Genomic DNA, 23,773 nt, shown 5'->3' on the forward strand with positions numbered 1-23,773 from the left:
TTCCGCATTCCGTACAACCTTGCACGGCTGCCGCGGGTCCTGTGGTTGCGGCGTAGGAACGCCGCGACCACAGCCCGGAGGAAGCCTCTTGAAGTACCTCAGCCCGGCCGGCCGGAACGTCGCGGTCGCCATCGCCGTCACCCTCGCCGTGTCGGCCGGGACGGCCCTGGCCGCCACCCCCGCCCTCGCCTCCCCGCGTGCGGTCACCGCCGCGGCGGAGCAGCAGGCGGGCCCCTTCGCGCTCGCCTTCGACGAGCAGCTGCACGGCGCCGGCTCCACCGGCTTCCTGACCTGGGCGGGTTCCAGCGACGGCGTGACCACCAGCTGGCAGTGGCGCCGGTCCGCGGACGGGGCCGTGACCACCCTGCCCAAGGGCGCCCCCGACTACGCCAACCCCACGGCGGCCACGGACAGCGACCTCGTCGCGGTGCAGACGGGGGGAAGCAGCTACCGGCTCCTGGACATGGCGGGCGGCGCGCCCGTCGACCTCGACACCAGCTCCGTGGGCGAGGGGGCGGAACTCTGGCAGGTCGCGCGTGACACCCTCGTCATGGTCCGCGCCGGCAACAGCCTCCACCTCGTCTCCAAGCCCGGCGACACGGTCGTGCACCGCCAGGTGCAGGGCCTTCCCGCCGACGCGTACATCCGGGACCTCACGTACTCCCCCTCCGGCGTCCTCGTCGTCCGGTACGAGGTCTCGGACGTGGAGCACCTCGCCGTCGTCGACCTCGCCGGGGCGAAGGTCGTCGAGGACCGGGCCGTGCCCCGCATCTACTACGCAAGCGAGATCGCCGTCTCGGCCACCCACCTGGCCTGGTCCGAGAGCAACCCCGACGGCTCCGTGACCCTGGTGACGGCCCTCCGGGGCGCGGAGGGAACGACGCGGCACACCACCTTCGACACCAACGGCGGCTCCTACGTTCCGGTCTCCCTGCTCGGGGACTGGGCCGTGTTCGGAGTGTCCGACAAGGAGCTCTCGGCCGTCTCCCTCAAGGACGGCACGACCGCCGATCCCCTCGGCGACCTGTGGGCCATGTCGGTATCCGGCGACGACCTGCTGGCACAGGGCAGCACTCCGGAGCACGGCGACGGCCTGTACCGGATCGCCCTCGACCCGGACGGCCGGCCCGCCGTCACCCAGGTGGCGACCAACGGCGCGCGGACTCCGGTCTCGGTCGTGGACGACCAGGTGCCCACCTCCGCCGGTTTCGGTACGGCCGGGTCCAAGGCGGTGCTGCGGTGGAACCTCAGCCGGGGCGACGTGAGGGTGAGCCTGCGGCTGACGCACAAGGCGACGGGGAAGACCTGGACGGCCGACAAGGAGCTGCTGGGGACGAGCACCGAGGCCGCCTTCGCGTGGGACGGGACCTTCTCGAACGGGACCGCCGCGCACAACGGCGCCTACGCGTGGCAGGTCACCGCCACCCCGCTCAACGGCGTCGGCGGGCAGATCGAGCGGACCGGCACCCTCCAGGTCGCGAGCGGCACCGCCCCGCACGACTACTCGGACAGCGGCTCCCCCGACCTGCTCGTCCGCGACAGCTCGGGCCACCTCGCCTCGTACGACGTCCGGCAGTTCGTCGCACAGTCGGAGAAGCCGTGGGAGCGGACCGAGCGGGGCGGCGGCTGGTTCGCGTACGACCGGCTGCTGTCCGCCGGGAACCTCGACGCGACCCCGTACGCGGACGTCGTCGCCCGCGACAAGCAGGGCGTGCTGTGGCTCTACTCGGGCACGGGCCACTCGCTTTCGCCGCGGGTCCGGATCGGCTCCGGCTGGGGCGTGTACACGACGTTCGCGGCGGGCTCCGACCTGACCGGGGACGGCCGCCCCGACCTCGTCGCCACCGACACGGCGGGCGTCCTGTGGCTGTACAAGGCCACCGGCGACGCCGCCAAGCCGTTCGAGTCACGTGTCCGCGTCGGCGGCGGATGGAACACGTACGACCTGCTCACCGCCCCGGGCGACATCGGCGGCGCGAAGTCCGGCGACCTCCTGGCCCGCGACCGGAACGGCGACCTGTGGCTGTACCTCGGAAAGGGGGACGGCACGTTCGCGCCGCGCACCAAGGTCGGCGGCGGGTGGGGCCAGTTCCGGCACATCGTCAACATCGGCGATGTGGACCGGGACGGCCGGGCGGACCTGATCGCGGAGAGCGGATCCCCGGAGTCCTCGCTGCTCCACGTCTACAAGGGCACCGGTGACTGGAAGGCCCCGTTCGGGCGCGGAACGTACCTCGACGTCGTCTCGCCGTACAGCTCCGCGTACGGCACCCCCGGCCCCGTCGTCTTCTGATCCCCTCACCGCAGGGGAGAGGCACCCGACACGGACGCCCCGCGCCGCCTCGGCGCGGGGCGTCCGTGTCACCGGGTCCGGGTCTCTCGGCCCGTCAGGCGAGGCCCGCCGCGTTCAGGGTGTAGGCCGTCATCGGCTCGTAGAAGCGCGGGTCCAGGACGTGGTCGTCCAGGGGGATCGTGACCTGCATCGTGCCCTCGGCCTCGCCGATGAAGAGGGCGGGGTCGTTGCAGTCCGCGTAGCCGACGGAGTCGATGCCCCGCTGACCCGCGCGCCCGGCCCAGCCGTGGTCCGCGATCACCAGATCGGGGCGTCCGTCCTCGCCGAGGGCGTCGAGGATCGCGTTCATCGGCTCCGGGGAGTGGGTGTGCCAGAGGCTCGCGCCCCGCTCGAAGACCGCGACGTCGGCGAACTGCACGACGTACCCCTCGTCGGCGACGAGTCCGCCGGGGATCTTCACGATGTCGCAGCCCTGGGCGCGCAGCGCGGCGGCGACACGGCTGTGGACGTCGATGAGCGCGCCGGGGTGGCCGGTGGCGAAGAGGACCCGCTCCTTGCCGGCGGCGGCCTTGCGCAGCCGGGCGGCCATCCGCTCCAGGCCGTCGACGGTGAGCTCGGGGTCGATGGTGTCCTGGCCGACGCGGTGGGCCGGGTCGTCGATGACTCCGCAGCGCTCGGCCATCACGGCGAGCACGTCCTGCTCGTCGGTCCAGCGGTCGCCGAGCTCCAGGCCGAGCCAGTAGTGCCGGTCGCCGTTGGCGAGCTTGCGGTAGTGGGAGAGGTTGTTGTCGCGCGGGGTGGCGACGTCTCCCGCGATCCGGGTACGGACGAGGTGCTCGGCAAGGGCTGGGCGGCTGAGTATCGGCATGGGGGTCATTCTGGTGGACGCGCCGGTGATGTGGGCAATCATTCCGCCCCGTGGACCCGCTTGGAGCTAGCTGCCGAGCGCCCCGAAGGCCCCGTGGGCGAGCCGCCGCAGCAGCTCCTCCATGGAGCGGCGGCCGACCGCGTCGAGGTGCGGCGTCGAGTTGAGCAGCCCGAAGACGGCGTGGACGGCGGTCCGCGACTCCGACTCGCCCGCGTCCGGGTACAGCTCCCGCACCACCGTCACCCAGAGCTCCACGTACTGCCGCTGGAGCTGCCGTACCCGCTTGCGGTCCTCGTCCTTCAGGCGGTCGAGCTCGCGGTCGTGCAGGGTGATCAGCGGGCGGTCGTCGAGGGCGAAGTCGATGTGCCCGTCGATGAGGGCGCCGAGCAGTGCCTCGGGGTCGCCGGTGGCCTCGGCGACCCGCAGCCGGCCGCCGTCGAGGAGCCGCTCGCTGATGCCGACGAGGAGCTCGGCGAGCATCGCGTCCTTGCCGGGGAAGTGGCGGTAGAGCCCGGGGCCGCTGATGCCGACGGCGGCCCCTATCTCGTCGACACCCACGCCGTGGAAGCCGCGCTCGGCGAAGAGGCGGGCGGCCTCCTTGAGGATCTGCTCGCGGCGGGTCGGGGCATCGGTCCGGCCGGAGGCGGTCCTGGTCGTCGGGGTCGTGGTCATGGATTCGATTCTAGACAACCCCGTTAGCGGTCGTTAACCTGAAGGGCATACGTTAACGCTCATTAACCGAGCAAGGGAGCTCGAGGGATGCAGCAGGCACCTGTGCTGGCGAGTGCGGCGGATCCCGCCTCGCCGGCCTGGCAGGCGAACGAGGCGGCGCACCACGAGCTGGCGGCCGTCCTGCGCGCCAAGCTCGCGGCGGCGGCGCTGGGCGGTGGTGAGAAGTCCCGGGCCCGGCACACCGCGCGCGGGAAGCTGCTGCCGAGGGACCGGGTGGACGCCCTCCTCGACCCCGGCTCACCGTTCCTGGAGCTGGCCCCGCTGGCCGCGAACGGGATGTACGGCGACGCGGCCCCGGCGGCCGGAGTCATCGCGGGCATCGGGCGGGTGTCGGGCCGCGAGTGCGTGATCGTCGCCAACGACGCGACGGTCAAGGGCGGCACGTACTACCCGATGACGGTGAAGAAGCACCTCCGGGCCCAGGAGGTGGCGCTGGAGAACCGTCTCCCCTGCCTCTACCTGGTCGACTCGGGCGGCGCGTTCCTGCCGATGCAGGACGAGGTCTTCCCCGACCGGGAGCACTTCGGCCGGATCTTCTACAACCAGGCGCGGATGTCCGGCGCGGGCATCCCGCAGATCGCGGCGGTCCTCGGCTCGTGCACGGCCGGTGGCGCGTACGTCCCGGCGATGAGCGACGAGGCCGTGATCGTCCGGAACCAGGGCACGATCTTCCTCGGCGGTCCGCCGCTGGTGAAGGCGGCGACCGGTGAGGTCGTCACGGCGGAGGAGCTGGGCGGCGGCGAGGTCCACTCCCGGATCTCCGGCGTCACCGACCACCTCGCCGAGGACGACGCGCACGCCCTGCGCATCGTCCGGAACATCGTCGCCACGCTCCCCGACCGCGGCCCGCTCCCCTGGTCGGTCGAGCCGGTCGAGGAGCCGAAGGTGGACCCGGCCGGGCTGTACGGCGCGGTGCCGGTGGACTCCCGTACCCCGTACGACGTGCGCGAGGTCATCGCCCGGGTGGTGGACGGCTCCCGCTTCCAGGAGTTCAAGTCCGAGTACGGGCAGACGCTGATCACCGGCTTCGCCCGGATCCACGGCCACCCGGTCGGCATCGTCGCCAACAACGGCATCCTGTTCGCCGAGTCCGCCCAGAAGGGCGCGCACTTCATCGAACTGTGCGACCAGCGCGGCATTCCGCTGGTCTTCCTGCAGAACATCACCGGCTTCATGGTCGGCAAGGCGTACGAGCACGGCGGCATCGCCAAGCACGGCGCCAAGATGGTCACGGCCGTCGCCACCACCCGGGTCCCGAAGCTGACGGTCGTCGTCGGCGGTTCGTACGGCGCGGGCAACTACTCGATGTGCGGCCGGGCGTACTCGCCGCGCTTCCTGTGGATGTGGCCCAACGCCAAGATCTCGGTCATGGGCGGCGAGCAGGCCGCGTCCGTCCTCGCGACCGTCAAGCGGGACCAGCTCGGCGACGGGTGGAGCGCGGACGAGGAAGAGGCCTTCAAGGCCCCGATCCGCGAGCAGTACGACAGCCAGGGCAACGCCTACTACGCGACCGCCCGCCTCTGGGACGACGGGGTCATCGACCCGATGGAGACCCGCCAGGTCCTCGGACTCGCCCTGACCGCCTGTGCCAACGCGCCCCTGGGAGACCCCCAGTTCGGCGTCTTCCGGATGTGAGGGTGTGAGGGAGTCCATGTTCGACACAGTGCTCGTCGCGAATCGCGGCGAGATCGCGGTCCGGGTCATCCGCACGCTGCGGGCGCTCGGTGTCCGTTCGGTGGCGGTGTACAGCGACGCGGACGCCGACGCCCGGCACGTACGGGAGGCGGACACGGCGGTACGGATCGGCCCGCCGCCGGCCTCGGAGTCGTACCTCTCGGTCGAGGCGCTCCTCGACGCGGCCCGCCGGACGGGCGCGCAGGCGGTCCACCCCGGCTACGGGTTCCTCGCGGAGAACGCGGGGTTCGCGCAGGCGTGCGCGGACGCGGACCTGACCTTCATCGGCCCGCCGGCCTCCGCGATCTCCCTGATGGGCGACAAGATCCGGGCGAAGGAGACCGTGAAGGCGGCGGGTGTCCCCGTCGTCCCCGGCGCGGCCGACCCCGAACTGGAGGCGGCGGCACGCGAGCTGGGCGCTCCGGTGCTGCTCAAGCCGAGCGCCGGCGGCGGCGGCAAGGGCATGCGCCTGGTGCGCGACCTGTCGACGCTGACCGACGAGATCGCGTCCGCCCGCCGTGAGGCCCGTTCCTCCTTCGGCGACGACACGCTGCTCGTGGAGCGGTGGATCGACCGCCCGCGGCACATCGAGATCCAGGTCCTGGCGGACGCCCACGGCAACGTGATCCACCTGGGCGAGCGCGAGTGCTCGCTCCAGCGCCGCCACCAGAAGATCATCGAGGAGGCGCCGAGCGTCCTCCTCACCCCGGAACTCCGGGCGTCGATGGGCGCGGCGGCGGTCGAGGCGGCGCGCTCCTGCGGGTACGTGGGCGCGGGCACGGTCGAGTTCATCGTCCCCGGCGGCGACCCGTCCTCGTACTACTTCATGGAGATGAACACCCGTCTCCAGGTCGAGCACCCGGTGACCGAGCTCATCACGGGCGTGGACCTGGTGGAGTGGCAGCTGAGGGTGGCGGCGGGCGAACCGCTCCCCTTCGCGCAGGAGGACATCACCCTCACCGGCTGGGCGATCGAGGCGCGCATCTGCGCGGAGGACCCGTCCCGGGGCTTCCTGCCCTCGGGCGGCACGGTCCTGGCCCTGAACGAGCCTTCGGGCGAAGGAGTCCGCACGGACTCGGGCCTGTCGCAGGGCACGGAGGTCTCGTCCCTCTACGACCCGATGCTGTCCAAGGTCATCGTCCACGCCCCGGACCGCCGGACCGCCCTCCGCCGCCTCCGCGCGGCCCTGGCGGACACGGTCACCCTGGGCGTCCCGACCAACGCGGGATTCCTGCGGCGGCTGTTGGCCCACGAGGACGTGGTGTCGGGAGCCCTGGACACGGGCCTGGTGGAGCGGGACGCGGAGAGCCTGGTCCCGGAGGGAGTCCCGGAGGAGGTGTACGCGGCGGCGGCGCTGGTGCGTCACTTCCCGCCGGTGCCTGTCGCCGCGGGCTGGACGGACCCCTTCGACGCCGGAAGCGGCTGGCGCCTGGGCGGCCGACCGGCCTGGACGCCGCTCGACTTCCGCATCCCGGGCCACGAGCCGGTGACGATCCGCGTACGCGGCAAGGCACCGAGCGCCGAGCTGCTGCTGGGCGCGTCCGAGGTCGGCGCGGCCGTGGCGACCTCCGCCGCGCTCCTCGGCGACTCTCCGGCCCCCGGCAGGGTTTCGGGGCGGGGTGGGGTGGCGGAGATCGCCTTCCACCTCGACGGCGTCACGCACCGCTTCACCGTCGCCCCCTCCCCGGAGGGGCTCTGGCTGGGCCGTGACGGCGATTCCTGGCACGTCATGGATCACGACCCCGTCGCCGCCGCGCTCTCCGGAGCCCGGCACGGTGGCGCCGACACGCTCGCCGCGCCCATGCCCGGGACCGTCACCGTCGTCAAGGTGGCCGTCGGGGACGAGGTCGAGGCCGGGCAGAGTCTGCTGGTCGTCGAGGCCATGAAGATGGAGCACGTCATCTCCGCCCCGCACGCCGGCACCGTCACCGAGCTGGACGTCACGCCCGGTACGACCGTCGCCATGGACCAGATCCTGGCCGTGGTGACGCCCCGCGAGGAGGAGGACGCGTGACCACAGGACTGCCCATGGTCGTGCCCGATCCCGCGCTGCCCACCCGGGTGCGGATCCACGAGGTCGGTGCGCGCGACGGCCTGCAGAACGAGAAGGGCGCCGTCCCGACCGACGTCAAGGCGGAGTTCATCCGGCGGCTCGCCGCCGCCGGGCTCTCCACCGTCGAGGCGACCAGCTTCGTGCACCCGAAGTGGGTGCCGCAGCTGGCGGACGCGGAGGAGCTGTTCCCGCTCGTCCGTGACCTCCCCGTCCGCCTCCCGGTGCTGGTGCCGAACGAGCGCGGTCTCGACCGCGCGCTCGCTCTCGGCGTCCGCGAGATCGCCGTCTTCGCGTCGGCCACCGAGTCCTTCGCGAAGGCCAATCTCAACCGGACGGTCGACGAGGCCCTCGCCCTCTTCGCGCCGACGGTCACCCGCGCCATAGAGGCGGGGCTGAAGGTCCGCGGCTATCTGTCGATGTGCTTCGGCGATCCCTGGGAGGGCGCCGTCCCCGTCGAGCAGGTCGTCCGCGTCACCAAGGCCCTGGCCGAGATGGGCTGCGACGAGCTGAGCCTCGGGGACACGATCGGCGTCGCCACCCCCGGGCACGTGACGAACCTGCTCCAGGCGCTCAACGGCGCCGGCGTCCCGACCTCCCGTCTCGCCGTGCATTTCCACGACACCTACGGCCAGGCCCTCTCCAACACCCTCGCCGCCCTCCGCCACGGAGTGACCACCGTCGACGCCTCCGCCGGCGGCCTCGGTGGCTGCCCGTACGCGAAGAGCGCGACCGGCAATCTCGCCACCGAGGATCTCGTGTGGATGCTCGACGGTCTCGGTATCGAGACCGGGGTCGATCTGGCCAACCTCACCGCCACGAGCGCGTGGATGGCAGACCAGCTGGGTAGGCCCAGCCCTTCCCGTACCGTCCGTGCCCTCTCCCACAAGGAGTGACGATTCCCATGTCCCTCGACCACCGGCTCTCCGCAGAGCACGAGGAACTCCGCCGTACCGTCGAGGCGTTCGCGCACGACGTGGTCGCGCCGAAGATCGGCGACTACTACGAGCGGCACGAGTTCCCGTACGAGATCGTCCGTGAGATGGGCCGCATGGGCCTGTTCGGGCTGCCGTTCCCCGAGGAGTACGGCGGCATGGGCGGTGACTACCTGGCGCTCGGCATCGCCCTGGAGGAGCTGGCCCGGGTCGACTCCTCCGTCGCGATCACCCTGGAGGCGGGCGTCTCGCTCGGCGCGATGCCCGTGTACCTCTTCGGTACGGACGAGCAGAAGCGCGAGTGGCTGCCGCGGCTCTGTGCCGGCGAGCTCCTCGGCGCCTTCGGCCTGACCGAGCCCGGTGCCGGCTCGGACGCGGGCGGGACCCGTACGACGGCCGTGCGCGACGGCGACCACTGGGTCATCAACGGTTCGAAGTGCTTCATCACCAACTCCGGTACGGACATCACGGGTCTGGTGACGGTCACGGCGGTCACCGGCCGCAAGCCGGACGGCCGTCCGCTGATCTCCTCGATCATCGTCCCCTCCGGCACGCCCGGATTCACCGTCGCCGCCCCCTACTCGAAGGTCGGCTGGAACGCCTCGGACACCCGTGAGCTGTCCTTCGACGACGTCCGGGTGCCGGTGGAGAACCTGCTGGGCGAGGAGGGCCGCGGGTACGCGCAGTTCCTGCGGATCCTGGACGAGGGCCGGGTCGCGATCGCGGCGCTCGCGACGGGTCTCGCGCAGGGCTGTGTCGACGAGTCGGTGAAGTACGCGAAGGAGCGTCACGCCTTCGGCCGGCCGATCGGCGACAACCAGGCCATCCAGTTCAAGATCGCCGACATGGAGATGCGGGCGCACATGGCCCGGATCGGCTGGCGGGACGCGGCCTCGCGGCTGGTCCACGGCGAGACGTTCAAGAAGGAGGCGGCGATCGCGAAGCTGTACTCCTCCACGGTGGCCGTGGACAACGCCCGCGAGGCGACCCAGATCCACGGCGGCTACGGCTTCATGAACGAGTACCCGGTGGCCCGCATGTGGCGCGACTCGAAGATCCTGGAGATCGGCGAGGGCACGAGCGAGGTCCAGCGGATGCTGATCGCGCGGGAGTTGGGCCTGCAGGCCTGACCCGGCCGACCCGGCGAAGAGGGCCCGTCACCCCGAGGGGGTGGCGGGCCCTCCCCCCTTCCAGAGGTTTATGAGGTTAGGCTAACCTACCTTTCATGACGCACTCCGAGACCGCCCCCTTCCAGTTCTTCCCCCTCCAGGTGGACCGGACCCGGCGGCTCGGCCCGTCCCTGGTCCGCGTCACCTTCACCGGTGACGAGCTGAAGAACTTCGCCGCCGGCGGCCGCGACCAGTCGCTCTCCCTCTTCCTGCCGCACCCCGGCCAGGACGCACCCGCCCTGCCGCCGCTCGACAACCCGGACATGTACGCGATCCTCGGCGCCTGGCGCGCGATGCCCGACGACGAGCGGGCCGTGATGCGTTCGTACACCGTCCGCGAGCAGCGCACCGAGCCGGTGAACGAGATCGACATCGACTTCGCGATCCACGAGGACGGCGGCCCCGCCTGCCGCTGGGCCTCGCGGGCCACCCCCGGGGACCGGGTGGTCGTCCTCGGCCCGGCGATCGCCGAGAACACCGGTGTCCGCTTCCAGTTGCCCGAGGACGCCGACTCCGTCCTGATCTGGGCGGACGAGACGGCCCTTCCGGCCGCCTCGGCGATCCTGGAGTGGCTGCCGGCCGAGACCCGCGCCCAGGTGTTCCTCGAAGTGCCGTACTCGGGCGACCGTACGGAGCTGGCGACGCGGGCCGACGCGACCGTCACCTGGCTCGTGCGCGAGGAGGGGGCGCCGTCCGCCGTGGACGCGGTGCGCGGGGTCGAGCTGCCCGGGGAGGCCCCGTACGTCTGGATCGCGGGCGAGTCCGGTGCGGTGAAGGCACTGCGACGGCATTTCGTGCGGGACCGCGAACTCGACCGCCGCCGGGTGACGTTCGTCGGCTACTGGCGCAAGGGTCTGTCCGAGGACGCGCTGCGCGAGGTTCCGGACGAGACGCAGGAAGACGCGTAGCCGGAGTCACACTCCGTCGTTCCGGACACTACGGGCGATACGCGCATCAACTGCCGTGACTCCTGAGGGGCGAGGGGCCGTTGCGATGAAAAGTTAGGTTAGGCTAACCTTGTTTTCACCGCGTCGCCCCTCGCCCCTTTCCCCTGTCCGGAGGGCGCGACCGAGCCCCGTACCGGGAGGCCCCCCACATGCGCTCGCACCTGCTCAACGACGCCACGGCGGAGAGCTACCGGCGCTCCGTCACCGAAGGAGTCGAGCGGGTGGCGGACAAACTCGCCACGACGCGGGGTCCGTTCACCGGAGTGACCCCCGCCGAGCTCGCGCCCGTCATCGACGCCGTCGACCTCGACAAGCCGCTCGGTGACTCCTCCGCCGCCCTGGACGAGCTGGAGAGCGTCTACCTCCGCGACGCGGTCTACTTCCACCACCCCCGCTACCTGGGCCACCTCAACTGCCCGGTGGTCATCCCGGCCGTCCTCGGTGAGGCCGTCCTCTCGGCGGTCAACTCCTCGCTCGACACCTGGGACCAGAGCGCGGGCGCCACCCTCATCGAGCGCAAGCTCATCGACTGGACCAACGGCCGCGCCGGCTTCGGCCCGTCGGCCGACGGCGTGTTCACCAGCGGCGGTTCGCAGTCCAACCTCCAGGCCCTGCTCCTCGCCCGCGAAGAGGCGAAGACGAGCGACCTGTCGAGGCTCCGGATCTTCTCCTCCGACTGCAGCCACTTCAGCGTCCAGAAGTCGGCCTCCCTCCTCGGCCTGGGCCAGGACGCCGTCATCTCCATCCCGGTCGACCGGAACAAGCGGATGCAGTCCGTCGTCCTCGCCGCCGAACTGGAGGCCTGCCGCGCCGAGGGCCTCGTCCCGATGGCGATCGTCGCCACCGCCGGCACCACCGACTTCGGCTCCATCGACCCGCTGCCCGAGATCGCCGCCCTGGCCGACGAGTACGGCGCCTGGATGCACGTGGACGCCGCCTACGGCTGCGGACTGCTCGCCTCCCCGACCCGCCGCCACCTCCTGGACGGCATCGAGCGGGCCGACTCGGTCACCGTCGACTTCCACAAGTCCTTCTTCCAGCCGGTGAGTTCCTCGGCGATCCTGGTCCGCGACGGGGCCACCCTGCGCCACGCGACCTACCACGCGGACTACCTGAACCCCCGCCGGACGGTCGCCGAGCAGATCCCCAACCAGGTCGACAAGTCCCTCCAGACCACCCGCCGCTTCGACGCGCTCAAGCTGTGGATGACCCTGCGCGTGATGGGCGCCGACGGTGTCGGCGGGCTCTTCGACGAGGTCTGCGACCTGGCCGCCGAGGGCTTCGCGCTGCTCGCCGCCGACCCGCGCTACGACGTCGTCGTCGAGCCGCAGCTCTCCACCCTCGTCTACCGCTACATCCCGCAGGGCGTCACCTCCCCCGCCGACATCGACCGGGCCAACCTGTACGCCCGCAAGGCCCTGTTCGCCTCCGGCGAGGCCGTCGTCGCCGGCACGAAGGTCGACGGCCGCCAGTACCTCAAGTTCACCCTGCTCAACCCCGAGACCACCGCGGCCGACATCGCCGCCGTCCTCGATCTGATCGCCGGCCACGCCGAGCAGTACCTGGGAGAGACCCTTGTCCACGCCTGAGACGACCGAGATCCACGACTTCATCGGCATCGGGCTCGGTCCGTTCAACCTCGGACTCGCCTGCCTGACCGAGCCGATCGACGAGCTGAACGGCCTCTTCCTGGAGTCGAAGCCCGACTTCGAGTGGCACTCGGGGATGTTCCTCGAAGGTGCCCACCTCCAGACCCCGTTCATGTCGGACCTGGTCACGATGGCCGACCCGACCTCGCCGTACTCCTTCCTCAGCTACCTGAAGGACAAGGGCCGGCTGTACTCGTTCTACATCCGCGAGAACTTCTACCCGCTGCGGACCGAGTACAACGACTACTGCCGCTGGGCCGCCGGGCGCCTCTCCTCGATCCGCTTCTCGACGACCGTCGCGAACGTGACGTTCGACGAGGCCACCGAGGTGTACGTGGTGACCACCGAGGCCGGAGAAACGTTCCGCTCGCGTCGTCTCGTCCTCGGCACCGGCACCCCTGCGTACGTCCCCGAGACCTGCCGGGGCCTGGGCGGCGACCTGATCCACAACTCGCGCTACCTCCCGAACAAGGAGGAGCTGCAGAAGAAGAAGTCGATCACCCTGGTCGGCAGCGGCCAGAGCGCCGCCGAGATCTACTACGACCTGCTCGGCGAGATCGACGTCCACGGGTACAAGCTGAACTGGGTGACCCGCTCCCCGCGCTTCTTCCCGCTGGAGTACACCAAGCTCACCCTGGAGATGACCTCCCCGGAGTACGTGGACTACTTCCACGCGCTGCCCGAGCAGACCCGCTACCGCCTGGAGACCCAGCAGAAGGGCCTCTTCAAGGGCATCGACGGCGAGCTGATCGACGCCATCTTCGACCTGCTCTACCAGAAGAACCTGAACGGCCCCGTGCCCACCAGGCTCCTCACCAACTCTGCGCTGCACACCGCCGCGTACGAGGAGTCGACGGGCACGTACACCCTCGGCTTCCGCCAGGAGGAGCAGGAGAAGGACTTCACCCTGGACACCGAGGGCCTGATCCTCGCCACCGGGTACAAGTACGCCGTCCCCGCCTTCCTGGAGCCGGTCCGCGACCGCCTCAACTGGGACGGCCAGGGCCGCTTCGACGTGGCCCGCAACTACGCGATCGACACGACCGGCCGCGGGGTCTTCGTGCAGAACGCCTCCGTGCACACCCACTCGATCACCTCGCCCGACCTCGGCATGGGGGCGTACCGCAACGCGTACATCATCGGGGCGATGCTGGGCTACGAGTACTACCCCGTCGAGAAGACCATCGCCTTCCAGGAGTTCGCCGCATGACCGTCCGCTTCCGCCCGCTCGATCCCCTCAAGGACGCGGAGCTGCTCCACGCCTGGGTCACCCACCCCAAGGCCGCCTTCTGGATGATGCAGGACGCCACCCTGGAGGACGTCGTGCACGAGTACACGGCGTTCGCCGCGCACCCGCACCACGAGGCGTTCATCGGCCTGGTCGACGGGACGCCCGCGATCCTCATGGAGCGCTACGACCCCGCCCACCTGGAGCTGGTCGGGCTCTACGACCCGCAGCCCGGTGACGTCGGCATGCACTTCCTCGTCGCCCCGACCGACACCCCGGTGCACGGCTTCACCCGCAAGGTGATCACCGCCGTGATGGCGGAGCTGTTCGCCGACCCGGCGACCGCCCGCGTGGTCGTCGAACCCGACGTGTCCAACAAGGCCGTCCACGCGCTCAACGAGGCCGTCGGCTTCGTGCCCGAGCGGGAGATCCAGAAGCCGGAGAAGAAGGCCCTGCTGAGCTTCTGCACCCGGGAGCAGTTCGAGGCCGCCGTGGGAGCCGCCGTATGAGCACCACCGATGTGTCGAACCCCGTCGCGCACCTCACCCCCGAGCTGTGGGCGGACGCCAACCGCGCGCTGATCCGCAAGGGTCTCGCGGAGTTCGCCCACGAGCGTCTCCTCGACCCGCGGGAGCTCGGCGAGAGCCGCTACGTGGTCCTGTCGGACGACGGCGCCACCGAGTACCGCTTCACCGCGGACCGGTACGCCCTCGACCACTGGCAGGTGTACGCCGATTCGATCAGCCGCCACCGCGGCGACGAGCAGCTTCCGCTGGACGCGCTCCAGTTCATCACCGAGCTGCGCGGTTCCCTCGGCCTGAGCGACGAGGTGCTGCCGGTCTACCTGGAGGAGATCTCCTCCACCCTCGCCGGTACGGCCTTCAAGGCGACCAAGGTGCCCGTCACCTCCGCCGAACTCGCCCACGGCGGCTTCCAGGCGATCGAGACCGGGATGACCGAGGGCCACCCCTGCTTCGTCGCCAACAACGGCCGGCTCGGCTTCGGCGTCGACGAGTTCCGCGCGTACGCCCCCGAGGCCGCGAGCGAGATCCACCTGATCTGGCTGGCGGCCCGGCGCGACCGCACCACCTTCACTGCCGGTGCGGGCATCGACTACGAGACGTTCGTCCGCGCGGAGCTGGGCGACGCGACGGTGGACGGCTTCGCCGAGACGCTGAAGGCGCGCGGCCTGGACCTGGCCGACTACCTCCTCATGCCGGCCCACCCCTGGCAGTGGTGGAACAAGCTGTCCGTCACCTTCGCCGCCGAGGTCGCGCAGCAGCGCCTGGTGTACCTGGGCGCGGGCGACGACGCGTATCTGGCGCAGCAGTCGATCCGTACGTTCTTCAACACGGCGGACCCGGCCAAGCACTACGTCAAGACGGCGCTCTCGGTCCTCAACATGGGCTTCATGCGGGGCCTCTCGGCCGCCTACATGGAGGCCACCCCGGCGATCAACGACTGGCTGCACACCCTGATCGAGTCGGACGCGACCTTCCGGTCGGCCCGCTTCTCGATCATCCGCGAGCGGGCGGCCGTCGGCTACCGGCACCTGGAGTACGAGGCGGCGACCGACCGCTACTCGCCGTACCGCAAGATGCTGGCGGCGCTCTGGCGCGAGTCGCCGGTGCCGACCCTCGCAGAGGGCGAGCGGCTCGCGACGATGGCCTCCCTCCTCCACGTGGACCACGCGGGCGCGTCGTTCGCGGGCGCGCTGATCAAGGAGTCGGGCCTGGAGGCCTCGGTCTGGCTGCGCCGGTACCTGGACGCCTACCTGCTCCCGGTCCTGCACAGCTTCTACGCGTACGACCTGGCGTTCATGCCGCACGGCGAGAACGTGATCCTGGTCCTCGACGAGCGCGGCACGGTGTCGCGGGCGATCTTCAAGGACATCGCCGAGGAGATCGTCGTCATGGATCCGGCGGCGGTCCTGCCACCGGCGGTGGAGCGGGTCCGGGCGGACATCCCGGAGGACATGAAGCTCCTCTCGGTCTTCACGGACGTCTTCGACTGCTTCTTCCGCTTCATGGCGGCGACGCTCGCCACGGAGGGCGTCCTCGACGAGGACACCTTCTGGCGGACGGTCGCGGAGTGCGTGCGCGGCTACGAGCAGTCGAAGCCGGAACTGGCGGACCGCTTCGCCCAGTACGACATGTTCGCGGAGACCTTCGCCCTCTCGGCCCTCAACCGCCTCCAGCTCCGCAACAACAAGCAGATGGTCGACCTCTCGGACCCGTCGGCCGCCCTCCAGCTGGTCGGCGACCTGGTGAACCCGATCGCGCGGTTCAAGATCGGCTCCTCCGGGGTGTGAGGACCGGCGAATCCAGCCCCGCCGGCATGTGAGCCGCGGGGGTCCGGGGCGGAGCCCCCGGCAGCATGAGCAGACGGGCGCCCCCGGAGTACGGTCCTCCGGGGGCGCCCGTCCCATGCCGCGGTCACCGCCCGGCGGGCCAGGGCACCTCCGGCGAGCGGTAGTAGTCGATGCCCAGCGCGTCGAACCGCGGGGCCTGTTCCGCGAGGCGGACCTTGTACGTCTCCCAGTCGTGGCTCTCCGCCGGCGACCAGCCCAGTTCCGCCAATCCCGGCAGCCTCGGGAAGGCCATGACGTCCAGGTCGTCCGTGGTGGCCAGGGTCTCCGTCCACAGGGGCGCCTCGATGCCCCGGACGGCGCTCTCCGGCGCGCCCGGCAGATAGGTGGCCGGGTTCCAGTCGTACGACTTCCGGACCTCCACGTAGCCCGCCCAGGCGAGGCCGAGCTCGGTGTCCTTGGTGTACTTCATGTCGAGGTACGTGCGGTCGGCGGGCGAGAGGATCAGCCCGGCGCCGGCCCGCGCGGCGGCCGCGACCCGCTCCTTCTCCTCCGTGGGGGTGCGGTCGAGGCCCCAGTACTGGACGAGGGCTCCGTCCGCCGGGGTCGTGCCGGTCAGCTGGTGCCAGCCGACGACCTTCTTGCCGTACGTGGCGACGACCGGCTGCACCTTGTCCATGAAGGTCACGTAGTCCGCGTGGCTGGTGGAGTGCGCCTCGTCGCCGCCGATGTGGATGAACCGGCCGGGGGTGAGCGCGGCGATCTCGCGGATCACGTCGTCGACGAAGTCGTACGTGACGGGCTTCGGGACGCAGAGGGAGCTGAAGCCGACCTTGACGCCGGTGTAGAGCTCCGGGGCGACGCCGTCGCAGTTGAGTTCGGCGTAGGAGGCGAGGGCGGCGTTGGTGTGGCCGGGGAGGTCGATCTCGGGGATGACCTCCTGGTAGCGGGAGGCGGCGTACCGGACGATCTCCTTGTACTGCTCCTTGGTGTAGTAGCCGCCGGGGCCGCCGCCGACCTCGGTGGAGCCGCCGTGGGTGGTGAGCCGGGGCCAGGAGTCGACGGCGATGCGCCAGCCCTGGTCGTCGGAGAGGTGCAGGTGGAGGGTGTTGACCTTGTAGAGCGCGAGCTGGTCGATGTACCGCTTCACCTCGTCGACGGTGAAGAAGTGGCGGGCGACGTCGAGCATGGCGCCCCGGTAGCCGTACCGCGGGGTGTCGGTGATCGTGCCGCCCGCGATCTTCCAGGGGCCGGTCTGGACGCTCTTGCGCTCGACGGCGGAGGGCAGCTGCTGGCGCAGGGTCTGGACGCCGCGGAAGAGGCCGGCGGGCTCGCGGGCGGTGAGGGTGAGGCCCTCGGGCGTGGAGTGGAGCCGGTAGCCCTCGTCGCCGAGCGCGGTGTCGTCGGGGCTGAGCCGGAGCCGGATGCCGCCGCCGGCGGCGGGGTCGTCGACGACGGGCAGTGGGAAGCCGGTGGCGGGGCGGAGCAGTCCGGCGAGGTAGCGGCCGAGCTCCCGGGTCTCGGGGCGGGTGCTGTCCACGCCGATGCGGGTGGTGCCGGTGAGGGTGTAGGGCTCGCCCTCGGGGGTGACGGAGGCGGGTACGGGCACGATGCGGCCGAGCGGGCGGACCTCGGGCTCGGCGGCGGCGGTCCTGCCGTCGCCGCTCTTGTCGTCGGTCGTGCTGTCGGCGGCGGCCTCGCCGCAGCCGACCCCGGCGGCGGCGACCAGGAGCAGGGATCCGATCAGGCGCGGGATCCTTCGGCGCTGGCTCACAGGCATGCTCCCCTTCGGGCGTTGGACGCGTCTGTCGAGTTGTATATCCGAACCGTCACCATGCGTACCGTCGGGGCCCTCATCGGTCAAGGTCTGGACCAATCGGCGCCGAATCGGGGTGGATCATGGCACGCCTGCCCGATATCGGGCAGGATTCTTGCGAAAGGAACGTGGAACCCCTCAGTATTCACGGGTGCTCGAACGCCGCCCGTCGCACGACGACCTCATCGACCACCTGGTCCGCAGCACCGCGCTCCAGCGCGGTGAGGCCGCCCGGGTGGTGCTCGACGTGCTGGCGTACTTCGACGAGACGACCGAGGAGTTCGTCCGCCGCCGCCACCGCGAACTGCAGTCCGGCGGGGCCGTGAACACCGAGATCTTCGAGCGGATCGCGGCCGAACTGCCACACCGGGCCGTGGCGCCACCGGAGCTCTCGCTCCGGCAGCTGCGCCGCATCGTCTACGGCTGATACGGCCGAGGGCACGCCGGACCACCCGGACGGCCGAGAACATCCACTGACCTGGAGGGGTTTCACCTTTATGTGCGGAATTGTCGGTTACATCGGAAAGCGCGACGTCGCCCCGCTGCTCCTTGAGGGCCTGGCGCGTCTGGAGTACCGGGGATACGACTCGGCCGGCATGGTCGTCACCAGCCCGAAGGCCTCCGGCCTGAAGATGGTGAAGGCCAAGGGTCGCGTCCGTGACCTCGAAGCCCGCGTCCCCAAGCGCTTCACCGGCACCACCGGCATCGCCCACACCCGCTGGGCCACCCACGGCGCGCCGAGCGACGTCAACTCGCACCCGCACCTGGACCCCGAGAACAAGGTCGCCGTCGTCCACAACGGCATCGTCGACAACGCCCAGGAGCTCCGCGCCAAGCTGGAGGCCGACGGTGTCGTCTTCGCCTCCGAGACGGACACCGAGGTCATCACCCACCTCATCGCCCGCTCCCAGGCCGAGAGCCTGGAGGAGAAGGTCCGCGAGGCGCTCAAGGTCATCGAGGGCACCTACGGCATCGCCGTGATGCACGCCGACTTCAACGACCGCATCGTCGTGGCCCGCAACGGCTCGCCGGTCATCCTCGGCATCGGCGAGAAGGAGATGCTCGTCGCCTCCGACGTCGCCGCCCTGATCGCCCACACCCGCCAGGTCGTCACCCTCGACGACGGCGAGATGGCCACCCTGAAGGCCGACGACTTCCGCACGTACACGACCTCGGGCGCGACCACCACCGCCACCCCGGAGACCGTGGAGTGGGAGGCCGCCTCGTACGACATGGGCGGCCACGACACCTTCATGCACAAGGAGATCTCCGAGCAGCCCGACGCGGTGGACCGCGTGCTGCGCGGCCGGATCGACGACCGCTTCTCCACCGTGCACCTGGGCGGCCTGAACCTGGACCCGCGCGAGGCCCGCACCATCCGCCGCATCAAGATCCTCGGCTGCGGCACCTCGTACCACGCCGGCCTCATCGGCGCCGGGCTCATCGAGTCCATGGCCCGCATCCCCGCCGACGCCGAGCCGGCCTCGGAGTTCCGCTACCGCAACCCGGTCGTGGACCCCGACACCCTCTACATCGCCGTCTCCCAGTCCGGCGAGACCTACGACGTCCTCGCCGCCGTCCAGGAGCTGAAGCGCAAGGGCGCCCGCGTCCTCGGCGTGGTCAACGTGGTCGGCTCCGCCATCGCCCGCGAGGCCGACGGCGGCGTGTACGTCCACGCCGGCCCCGAGGTCTGCGTCGTCTCCACCAAGTGCTTCACCAACACGGTCACCGCCTTCGCGCTGCTCGCCCTGCACCTGGGCCGCATCCGCGACCTGTCCGTCACCGACGGCAAGCGGATCATCGAGGGCCTGCGCAAGCTGCCCGCGCAGATCCAGGAGATCCTCGAGACCGAGGACGAGATCAAGAAGATCGCCGCGGAGTACGCCGGCGCCCAGTCGATGATGTTCATCGGCCGCGTGCGGGGCTACCCCGTCGCCCTGGAGGCCTCCCTGAAGCTCAAGGAGATCTCCTACATCCACGCCGAGGCCTACCCGGCCTCCGAGCTGAAGCACGGCCCGCTCGCCCTCATCGAGCCGGCCCTGCCGACGGTCGCGATCGTCCCCGACGACGACCTGCTGGAGAAGAACCGCGCCGCCCTGGAGGAGATCAAGGCCCGCAGCGGCCGCATCCTCGCGGTCGCGCACCAGCCGCAGGCGAAGGCCGACCACACCATCGTCGTGCCGAAGAACGAGGACGAGCTGGACCCGATCCTGATGGGCATCCCGCTCCAGCTCCTCGCCTACCACACGGCGCTCGCCATGGGCCGCGACATCGACAAGCCGCGCAACCTGGCCAAGTCCGTCACGGTCGAGTAGCAGCGACCTCGGGGCCTGTCCCCCCGAGCCGCGCCGCCGGGCCTGTCCCCCGACGGTTCGACCGGACACGAAGCGGTCCCCGTGCATCCCAGGTGCACGGGGACCGCTTTTCTGCCGTCTCGTACGGTCAGCTCGCCGCCGCCGCGCTGCGGCTCGCCCGTCCGAGTGCGGTGGGCCAGCCCGCGACCGCCGCCGTGGCGCCGTACCAGGCGATCAGGCCGGCGACCGCCGCCACCCAGCCGCCCGCCTTCGCGAGCCCGCCGTTGTCGGCGAGCGCCCCGATGCCGAGCAGCAGGAGCGCGACGAACAGCAGCCCGTACACGCCCTGTCCGAACATTCCGCCACCCTTGGCGGCCATGGTCAGCGTGAGCGCCAGGAGCGCCCACAGGAGCAGGAAGACGCCCACGGCGTCGGCCGAGGCGCCGCCGCCGGCCGCGGTTCCCCAGGTGAACCAGAAGGCGCCGAGCGCCGCGAACGCCGTGCCCTCACCCTTGTCGCCCGCGCGGAGGGCGAGCAGGCCGACGAGGAAGAGCGTCACCCCGCCGACCCAGGTGGCGAGGCCCGCGGCATCCGCTGCCGCGACGTTGTCGATGACACCCGTACCGCCCAGGCCGAAGGCCAGCAGGGTCAGTCCGAGTGCGAGGTTGCCGAGAGTGGAAGTGGTGTTTCCCGCGGCGACTTCGTTGTCCACGGCGGGCTCCCTTCAGATGCGCAGGTGTCCTGCGTGAGCTGCTGTGTTCCGGTGACCCTTATGTACCCTTCACAAGCGCACAATTCACCTACGAGAGGCCGAATTTATGGCCGGATGACGGCAGTTGAGAGAAACACCTGACGGGCCGTACGAGACGGGAGCGACGTCCGGGAGCGTTACGGGATGACGATCACGGGCCGCTTGGCGCGGCGCGCGAGCCGGCCGGCCACCGAGCCGAAGATCCGGCCGACGATTCCGTGCGTGGAGCCGACCACGATCGCGTCGGCCGAGTACTCGCGACCGACCTCCTCCAGCTCGTGGCAGATGTCCCCACCGCGCTCGACGAGGATCCAGGGCACCTCGGAGAGGTGCTCGGCGCAGGCCAGCTCCAGACCGAGGACCTCGGTGCGGTGGTCGGGCACGTCGACGAAGACGGGGGGCTCGCAGCCGGCCCACACCGTGGTGGGCAGCCGGTTGGCCACGTGCACGATGATCAGGCCCGAGCCGGAGCGCCTGGCCATGCCGATGGCATACGCGAGGGCGCGCTCACTGGACGTGGATCCGTCGAAGCCGACGACGACCCCGTGCCGGAAGGCCGGGTCGCAGGCGTGACGTGGCTGTTCTACCGCGAGGGGGTCGACCGTGGAATCGGCGACGCGCTTGCGGTCCGCGGGTTCGGGGAATTCGTGACCGGCCATCGGTGTCTCGGCGAAGAGGGTCCTCGTGGGAAGGGACGGGATAAGGAGGGACGGAACAACGGGTGGCGGCGGAGCTGTGTCCGGGAATCATCTTCCCAAGCCCATACCCCCAAGGGTACGGCGACACTCCTCTCCTGCCCAGAGCCCGCCGTGCCACTCCCCGGCGTGCGCCCCGCTCACGCGCGGCGTTCCAGGGAGCATGCACGAGCGGCTCGGGATCTGGCAATGCCGGTTGTGCCCTACAGGCGTCCGTACGGGGGCCAAACGGACGTCGCCGAGAGTGACCGCAGCGTTCCGTTTCTCGTTGCCACAGGTCCAGCCCACCGTCGCAGGGAGACCGCCCGTGCCCGCACCATCGACCGCCGCCGGCCAGACCTCCGCCGCCCCCACCGCCGTGCTCACCATGCCCCGGGGCCGCCGCCGGGCACCCGTCCTCGGCCCGGCCGCACCCGCGGCCCCGGATCCGGGCCACGGTCCGGGAGCGGCGGGGGCGGTCCCGCGCGCCGGGGCCGGCGCGGGCGCGGCGGACCAGGCCGACGACGTCGTCCGCTGGGCGGTCTTCTGCTGCGTGCTGGTCCCGGTGGTCCTGGTCGTCTACGGCAGCTCGCTCGGCGGGGCGGCCGGGACCGCCCTCGGCCTCGTCGCGGTGACGGCGGCCTGCCGGGTGCTGCTGCGCCGCTCGGAGCGCGGGCTGCGCGGCGAGCCCGTCCGCAGCAGGCGGCGCGGCTAGGGGCAAATCAGCCCGAATCGGGGCGCTGGCCGGGCCCGCCCCTCCTGGAGTTGACAGGTTCGCACACCCGAACCCATATGTTTTCAGCCAACTTCCATCTGTCGGCGAGTCCTTGGCGGAACGGTTGCCCAACCCTGCTGCCGGCACCCGAAAATGCCCCGCCACAAGGGCTCGCACCCCCCGCGTACGGGGGCGTTCGCCACGCCGCCCCTTCCCCCGGGGGCCGTCGGACGGAAGACTTCGCGATCGATCGCTTCACGCCAAGTGGCCTTGTCGACAATCCATCGGATGGAGAACTTGTCACGCCGGCGCCACAGGACGCAGTAGATTCGATCATGGGTACCGAAGACTGGGGTCTCGTGCAAAACCGAGGGGAAACGTGCAGGAGCGACACGACCAGGGAGACGCGAACACCGAGGGGGGCTTAGCGTCATGAGCCAGGACTCCACCGCACCGGAGGCCGCACGGAAGCTGACCGGGCGCCGCCGTCGCGAAGTCGTCGCGGTGCTGCTGTTCAGTGGCGGCCCCATCTTCGAGAGCTCCATCCCGCTCTCCGTTTTCGGCATCGACCGGCAGGACGCCGGGGTGCCCCGCTACCGGCTGCTCGTCTGTGCGGGCGAGGACGGACCGCTGCGGACCACCGGTGGACTCGAACTGACCGCGCCGTACGGCCTGGAGGCCATCGGCCGAGCGGGCACCGTCGTCGTCCCGGCCTGGCGGTCGATCACCTCGCCGCCACCGCCGGAGGCGCTCGAAGCGCTGCGCCGCGCCCACGAGGAGGGTGCGCGGATCGTCGGTCTGTGCACCGGGGCGTTCGTGCTCGCCGCGGCCGGCCTGCTCGACGGCCGCCCGGCGACCACGCACTGGATGTACGCGCCGACGCTCGCCAAGCGCTACCCGTCGGTCCATGTGGACCCCCGGGAGCTCTTCGTCGACGACGGGGACGTGCTGACCTCCGCGGGCACGGCGGCCGGAATCGATCTGTGTCTGCACATCGTGCGGACCGACCACGGCACGGAGGCCGCGGGCGCCCTTGCGCGCCGGCTGGTCGTCCCGCCACGGCGCAGCGGCGGTCAGGAGCGCTACCTCGACAGGTCTTTACCAGAGGAGATCGGCGCCGACCCGCTGGCCGAGGTCGTCGCCTGGGCGCTGGAGCACCTCCACGAGCAGTTCGACGTGGAGACCCTGGCTGCCCGCGCGTACATGTCACGGCGGACCTTCGACCGCCGGTTCCGCTCGCTGACGGGTTCGGCCCCCCTCCAGTGGCTGATCACCCAGCGGGTGCTCCAGGCGCAGCGGCTGCTCGAAACCTCCGACTACTCGGTCGACGAGGTCGCGGGCAGGTGCGGCTTCCGCTCCCCGGTGGCGCTGCGCGGCCACTTCCGGCGCCAGCTCGGCTCCTCGCCGGCCGCCTACCGGGCGGCGTACCGCGCCCGGCGGCCGCAGGGCGATGCCGTCACGGCGGTGCTCGACCCGGTCGTGCCCGCCCAGGTCGCGGCCGGCATCCGGCGCCCGGGTTCCCCGCTGGACCCGGGGAAGCCGCAGTCCGACGCCTACGCCCCCGGGCGTCCGGCGCTCCCGGGCCAGCGCAGCGCGCCGTAACCGAAGACCCGCGCGGCCACAAGCGGCGCATCGCAGGACCGACCGGCGTCCGGGGACACCTCCCCCGG

At 71.2% G+C, this 23,773-nt stretch carries 19 protein-coding genes; 14 read left to right on the plus strand and 5 right to left on the minus strand.

Annotation, left to right across the window (positions count from 1 at the left end; all coding sequences use genetic code 11):
* Positions 1 to 88 precede the first annotated feature (88 nt).
* A complete protein-coding gene (locus OG514_RS07420) occupies positions 89 to 2,293 on the plus strand; it encodes a VCBS repeat-containing protein (protein WP_266892117.1) in 2,205 nt (734 codons plus the stop codon).
* A gap of 94 nt (positions 2,294 to 2,387) precedes the next feature.
* Here the strand turns inward: OG514_RS07420 and OG514_RS07425 are convergent, their stop codons facing one another.
* The gene (locus OG514_RS07425) at positions 2,388 to 3,161 is read right to left on the minus strand and encodes a phosphatase (RefSeq protein WP_266892119.1); all 774 of its coding nucleotides are present in this window, start codon (positions 3,159 to 3,161) and stop codon (positions 2,388 to 2,390) included.
* A gap of 66 nt (positions 3,162 to 3,227) precedes the next feature.
* Complete coding sequence (locus OG514_RS07430) at positions 3,228 to 3,833, minus strand: TetR/AcrR family transcriptional regulator (RefSeq protein WP_266892121.1); 606 nt, start codon at positions 3,831 to 3,833, stop codon at positions 3,228 to 3,230.
* 87 nt (positions 3,834 to 3,920) lie between these two features.
* Between OG514_RS07430 and OG514_RS07435 the strand changes: the two genes are divergently transcribed.
* From OG514_RS07435 to OG514_RS07475, 9 genes are all read left to right on the plus strand, one after another.
* Complete coding sequence (locus OG514_RS07435; protein WP_266892123.1) at positions 3,921 to 5,528, plus strand: carboxyl transferase domain-containing protein; 1,608 nt, start codon at positions 3,921 to 3,923, stop codon at positions 5,526 to 5,528.
* Positions 5,529 to 5,544: 16 nt separating this feature from the next.
* The gene (locus OG514_RS07440; RefSeq protein WP_266892125.1) at positions 5,545 to 7,581 is read left to right on the plus strand and encodes a biotin carboxylase N-terminal domain-containing protein; all 2,037 of its coding nucleotides are present in this window, start codon (positions 5,545 to 5,547) and stop codon (positions 7,579 to 7,581) included.
* A 14-nt stretch (positions 7,582 to 7,595) separates the two neighbouring features.
* Positions 7,596 to 8,513 carry a hydroxymethylglutaryl-CoA lyase gene (locus tag OG514_RS07445; protein ID WP_266900776.1) on the plus strand — a complete coding sequence of 306 codons (918 nt, stop codon included), beginning with the start codon at positions 7,596 to 7,598 and terminating at the stop codon, positions 8,511 to 8,513.
* An 8-nt stretch (positions 8,514 to 8,521) separates the two neighbouring features.
* Positions 8,522 to 9,682, plus strand: coding sequence for an acyl-CoA dehydrogenase family protein (locus OG514_RS07450; RefSeq protein WP_266892127.1), 1,161 nt, complete (start codon positions 8,522 to 8,524; stop codon positions 9,680 to 9,682).
* Positions 9,683 to 9,777: 95 nt separating this feature from the next.
* A complete protein-coding gene (locus tag OG514_RS07455) occupies positions 9,778 to 10,629 on the plus strand; it encodes a siderophore-interacting protein (protein ID WP_266892129.1) in 852 nt (283 codons plus the stop codon).
* A gap of 188 nt (positions 10,630 to 10,817) precedes the next feature.
* Positions 10,818 to 12,257, plus strand: coding sequence for an aspartate aminotransferase family protein (locus OG514_RS07460; protein WP_266892131.1), 1,440 nt, complete (start codon positions 10,818 to 10,820; stop codon positions 12,255 to 12,257).
* Entirely contained in the window at positions 12,244 to 13,527 is a 1,284-nt protein-coding gene (locus OG514_RS07465; protein ID WP_266892133.1) for a lysine N(6)-hydroxylase/L-ornithine N(5)-oxygenase family protein, read from the plus strand. The genes OG514_RS07460 and OG514_RS07465 overlap by 14 nt, the downstream gene beginning before the upstream one ends.
* A complete protein-coding gene (locus tag OG514_RS07470; RefSeq protein WP_266892134.1) occupies positions 13,524 to 14,054 on the plus strand; it encodes a GNAT family N-acetyltransferase in 531 nt (176 codons plus the stop codon). Before OG514_RS07465 ends, OG514_RS07470 begins: the two co-directional genes overlap by 4 nt.
* Positions 14,051 to 15,856, plus strand: coding sequence for an IucA/IucC family siderophore biosynthesis protein (locus OG514_RS07475; RefSeq protein WP_266892136.1), 1,806 nt, complete (start codon positions 14,051 to 14,053; stop codon positions 15,854 to 15,856). Before OG514_RS07470 ends, OG514_RS07475 begins: the two co-directional genes overlap by 4 nt.
* Positions 15,857 to 15,980: 124 nt before the next feature.
* On the opposite strand, the gene OG514_RS07480 is transcribed toward OG514_RS07475, so the two are convergent.
* Complete coding sequence (locus OG514_RS07480; RefSeq protein ID WP_266892138.1) at positions 15,981 to 17,627, minus strand: beta-N-acetylhexosaminidase; 1,647 nt, start codon at positions 17,625 to 17,627, stop codon at positions 15,981 to 15,983.
* A gap of 193 nt (positions 17,628 to 17,820) precedes the next feature.
* On the opposite strand from OG514_RS07480, the gene OG514_RS07485 reads away from it, so the two are divergent.
* Together OG514_RS07485 and glmS are read left to right on the plus strand one after the other, a co-directional pair.
* Positions 17,821 to 18,096 (plus strand): hypothetical protein, encoded by a 276-nt coding sequence (locus OG514_RS07485; protein ID WP_266892140.1) that lies wholly within the window; start codon positions 17,821 to 17,823, stop codon positions 18,094 to 18,096.
* A gap of 70 nt (positions 18,097 to 18,166) precedes the next feature.
* The gene (gene glmS, locus OG514_RS07490; protein WP_266892142.1) at positions 18,167 to 19,984 is read left to right on the plus strand and encodes a glutamine--fructose-6-phosphate transaminase (isomerizing); all 1,818 of its coding nucleotides are present in this window, start codon (positions 18,167 to 18,169) and stop codon (positions 19,982 to 19,984) included.
* A gap of 127 nt (positions 19,985 to 20,111) precedes the next feature.
* Here glmS and OG514_RS07495 read toward each other — a convergent pair whose 3' ends face one another.
* Positions 20,112 to 20,675: a GPR1/FUN34/YaaH family transporter gene (locus OG514_RS07495; RefSeq protein WP_266892144.1), complete on the minus strand. Its 564-nt coding sequence runs from the start codon at positions 20,673 to 20,675 to the stop codon at positions 20,112 to 20,114.
* A 176-nt stretch (positions 20,676 to 20,851) separates the two neighbouring features.
* Positions 20,852 to 21,373: a universal stress protein gene (locus tag OG514_RS07500; RefSeq protein WP_030213404.1), complete on the minus strand. Its 522-nt coding sequence runs from the start codon at positions 21,371 to 21,373 to the stop codon at positions 20,852 to 20,854.
* 343 nt (positions 21,374 to 21,716) lie between these two features.
* Here OG514_RS07500 and OG514_RS07505 point away from each other — a divergent pair, with 343 nt between their 5' ends.
* Positions 21,717 to 22,103, plus strand: a complete 387-nt coding sequence (locus tag OG514_RS07505) for a hypothetical protein (RefSeq protein ID WP_266901032.1) — start codon at positions 21,717 to 21,719, stop codon at positions 22,101 to 22,103.
* A gap of 432 nt (positions 22,104 to 22,535) precedes the next feature.
* Positions 22,536 to 23,705 carry a helix-turn-helix domain-containing protein gene (locus tag OG514_RS07510; RefSeq protein ID WP_266892148.1) on the plus strand — a complete coding sequence of 390 codons (1,170 nt, stop codon included), beginning with the start codon at positions 22,536 to 22,538 and terminating at the stop codon, positions 23,703 to 23,705.
* The last annotated feature ends 68 nt before the right edge of the window (positions 23,706 to 23,773 follow it).

It is taken from the genome of Streptomyces sp. NBC_00572 (assembly GCF_026341815.1).
Taxonomy (GTDB): domain Bacteria; phylum Actinomycetota; class Actinomycetes; order Streptomycetales; family Streptomycetaceae; genus Streptomyces.

Bases quoted from the DNA above. Each gene is read 5' to 3' on its own strand.
- OG514_RS07425 (WP_266892119.1), bottom strand. From the start codon at position 3,161: ATGCCGATACTCAGCCGCCCAGCCCTTGCCGAGCACCTCGTCCGTACC.
- OG514_RS07430 (WP_266892121.1), bottom strand. From the start codon at position 3,833: ATGACCACGACCCCGACGACCAGGACCGCCTCCGGCCGGACCGATGCC.
- OG514_RS07435 (WP_266892123.1), top strand. From the start codon at position 3,921: ATGCAGCAGGCACCTGTGCTGGCGAGTGCGGCGGATCCCGCCTCGCCG.
- OG514_RS07440 (WP_266892125.1), top strand. From the start codon at position 5,545: ATGTTCGACACAGTGCTCGTCGCGAATCGCGGCGAGATCGCGGTCCGG.
- OG514_RS07445 (WP_266900776.1), top strand. From the start codon at position 7,596: ATGGTCGTGCCCGATCCCGCGCTGCCCACCCGGGTGCGGATCCACGAG.
- OG514_RS07450 (WP_266892127.1), top strand. From the start codon at position 8,522: ATGTCCCTCGACCACCGGCTCTCCGCAGAGCACGAGGAACTCCGCCGT.
- OG514_RS07455 (WP_266892129.1), top strand. From the start codon at position 9,778: ATGACGCACTCCGAGACCGCCCCCTTCCAGTTCTTCCCCCTCCAGGTG.
- OG514_RS07460 (WP_266892131.1), top strand. From the start codon at position 10,818: ATGCGCTCGCACCTGCTCAACGACGCCACGGCGGAGAGCTACCGGCGC.
- OG514_RS07470 (WP_266892134.1), top strand. From the start codon at position 13,524: ATGACCGTCCGCTTCCGCCCGCTCGATCCCCTCAAGGACGCGGAGCTG.
- OG514_RS07475 (WP_266892136.1), top strand. From the start codon at position 14,051: ATGAGCACCACCGATGTGTCGAACCCCGTCGCGCACCTCACCCCCGAG.
- glmS (WP_266892142.1), top strand. From the start codon at position 18,167: ATGTGCGGAATTGTCGGTTACATCGGAAAGCGCGACGTCGCCCCGCTG.
- OG514_RS07500 (WP_030213404.1), bottom strand. From the start codon at position 21,373: ATGGCCGGTCACGAATTCCCCGAACCCGCGGACCGCAAGCGCGTCGCC.
- OG514_RS07510 (WP_266892148.1), top strand. From the start codon at position 22,536: ATGAGCCAGGACTCCACCGCACCGGAGGCCGCACGGAAGCTGACCGGG.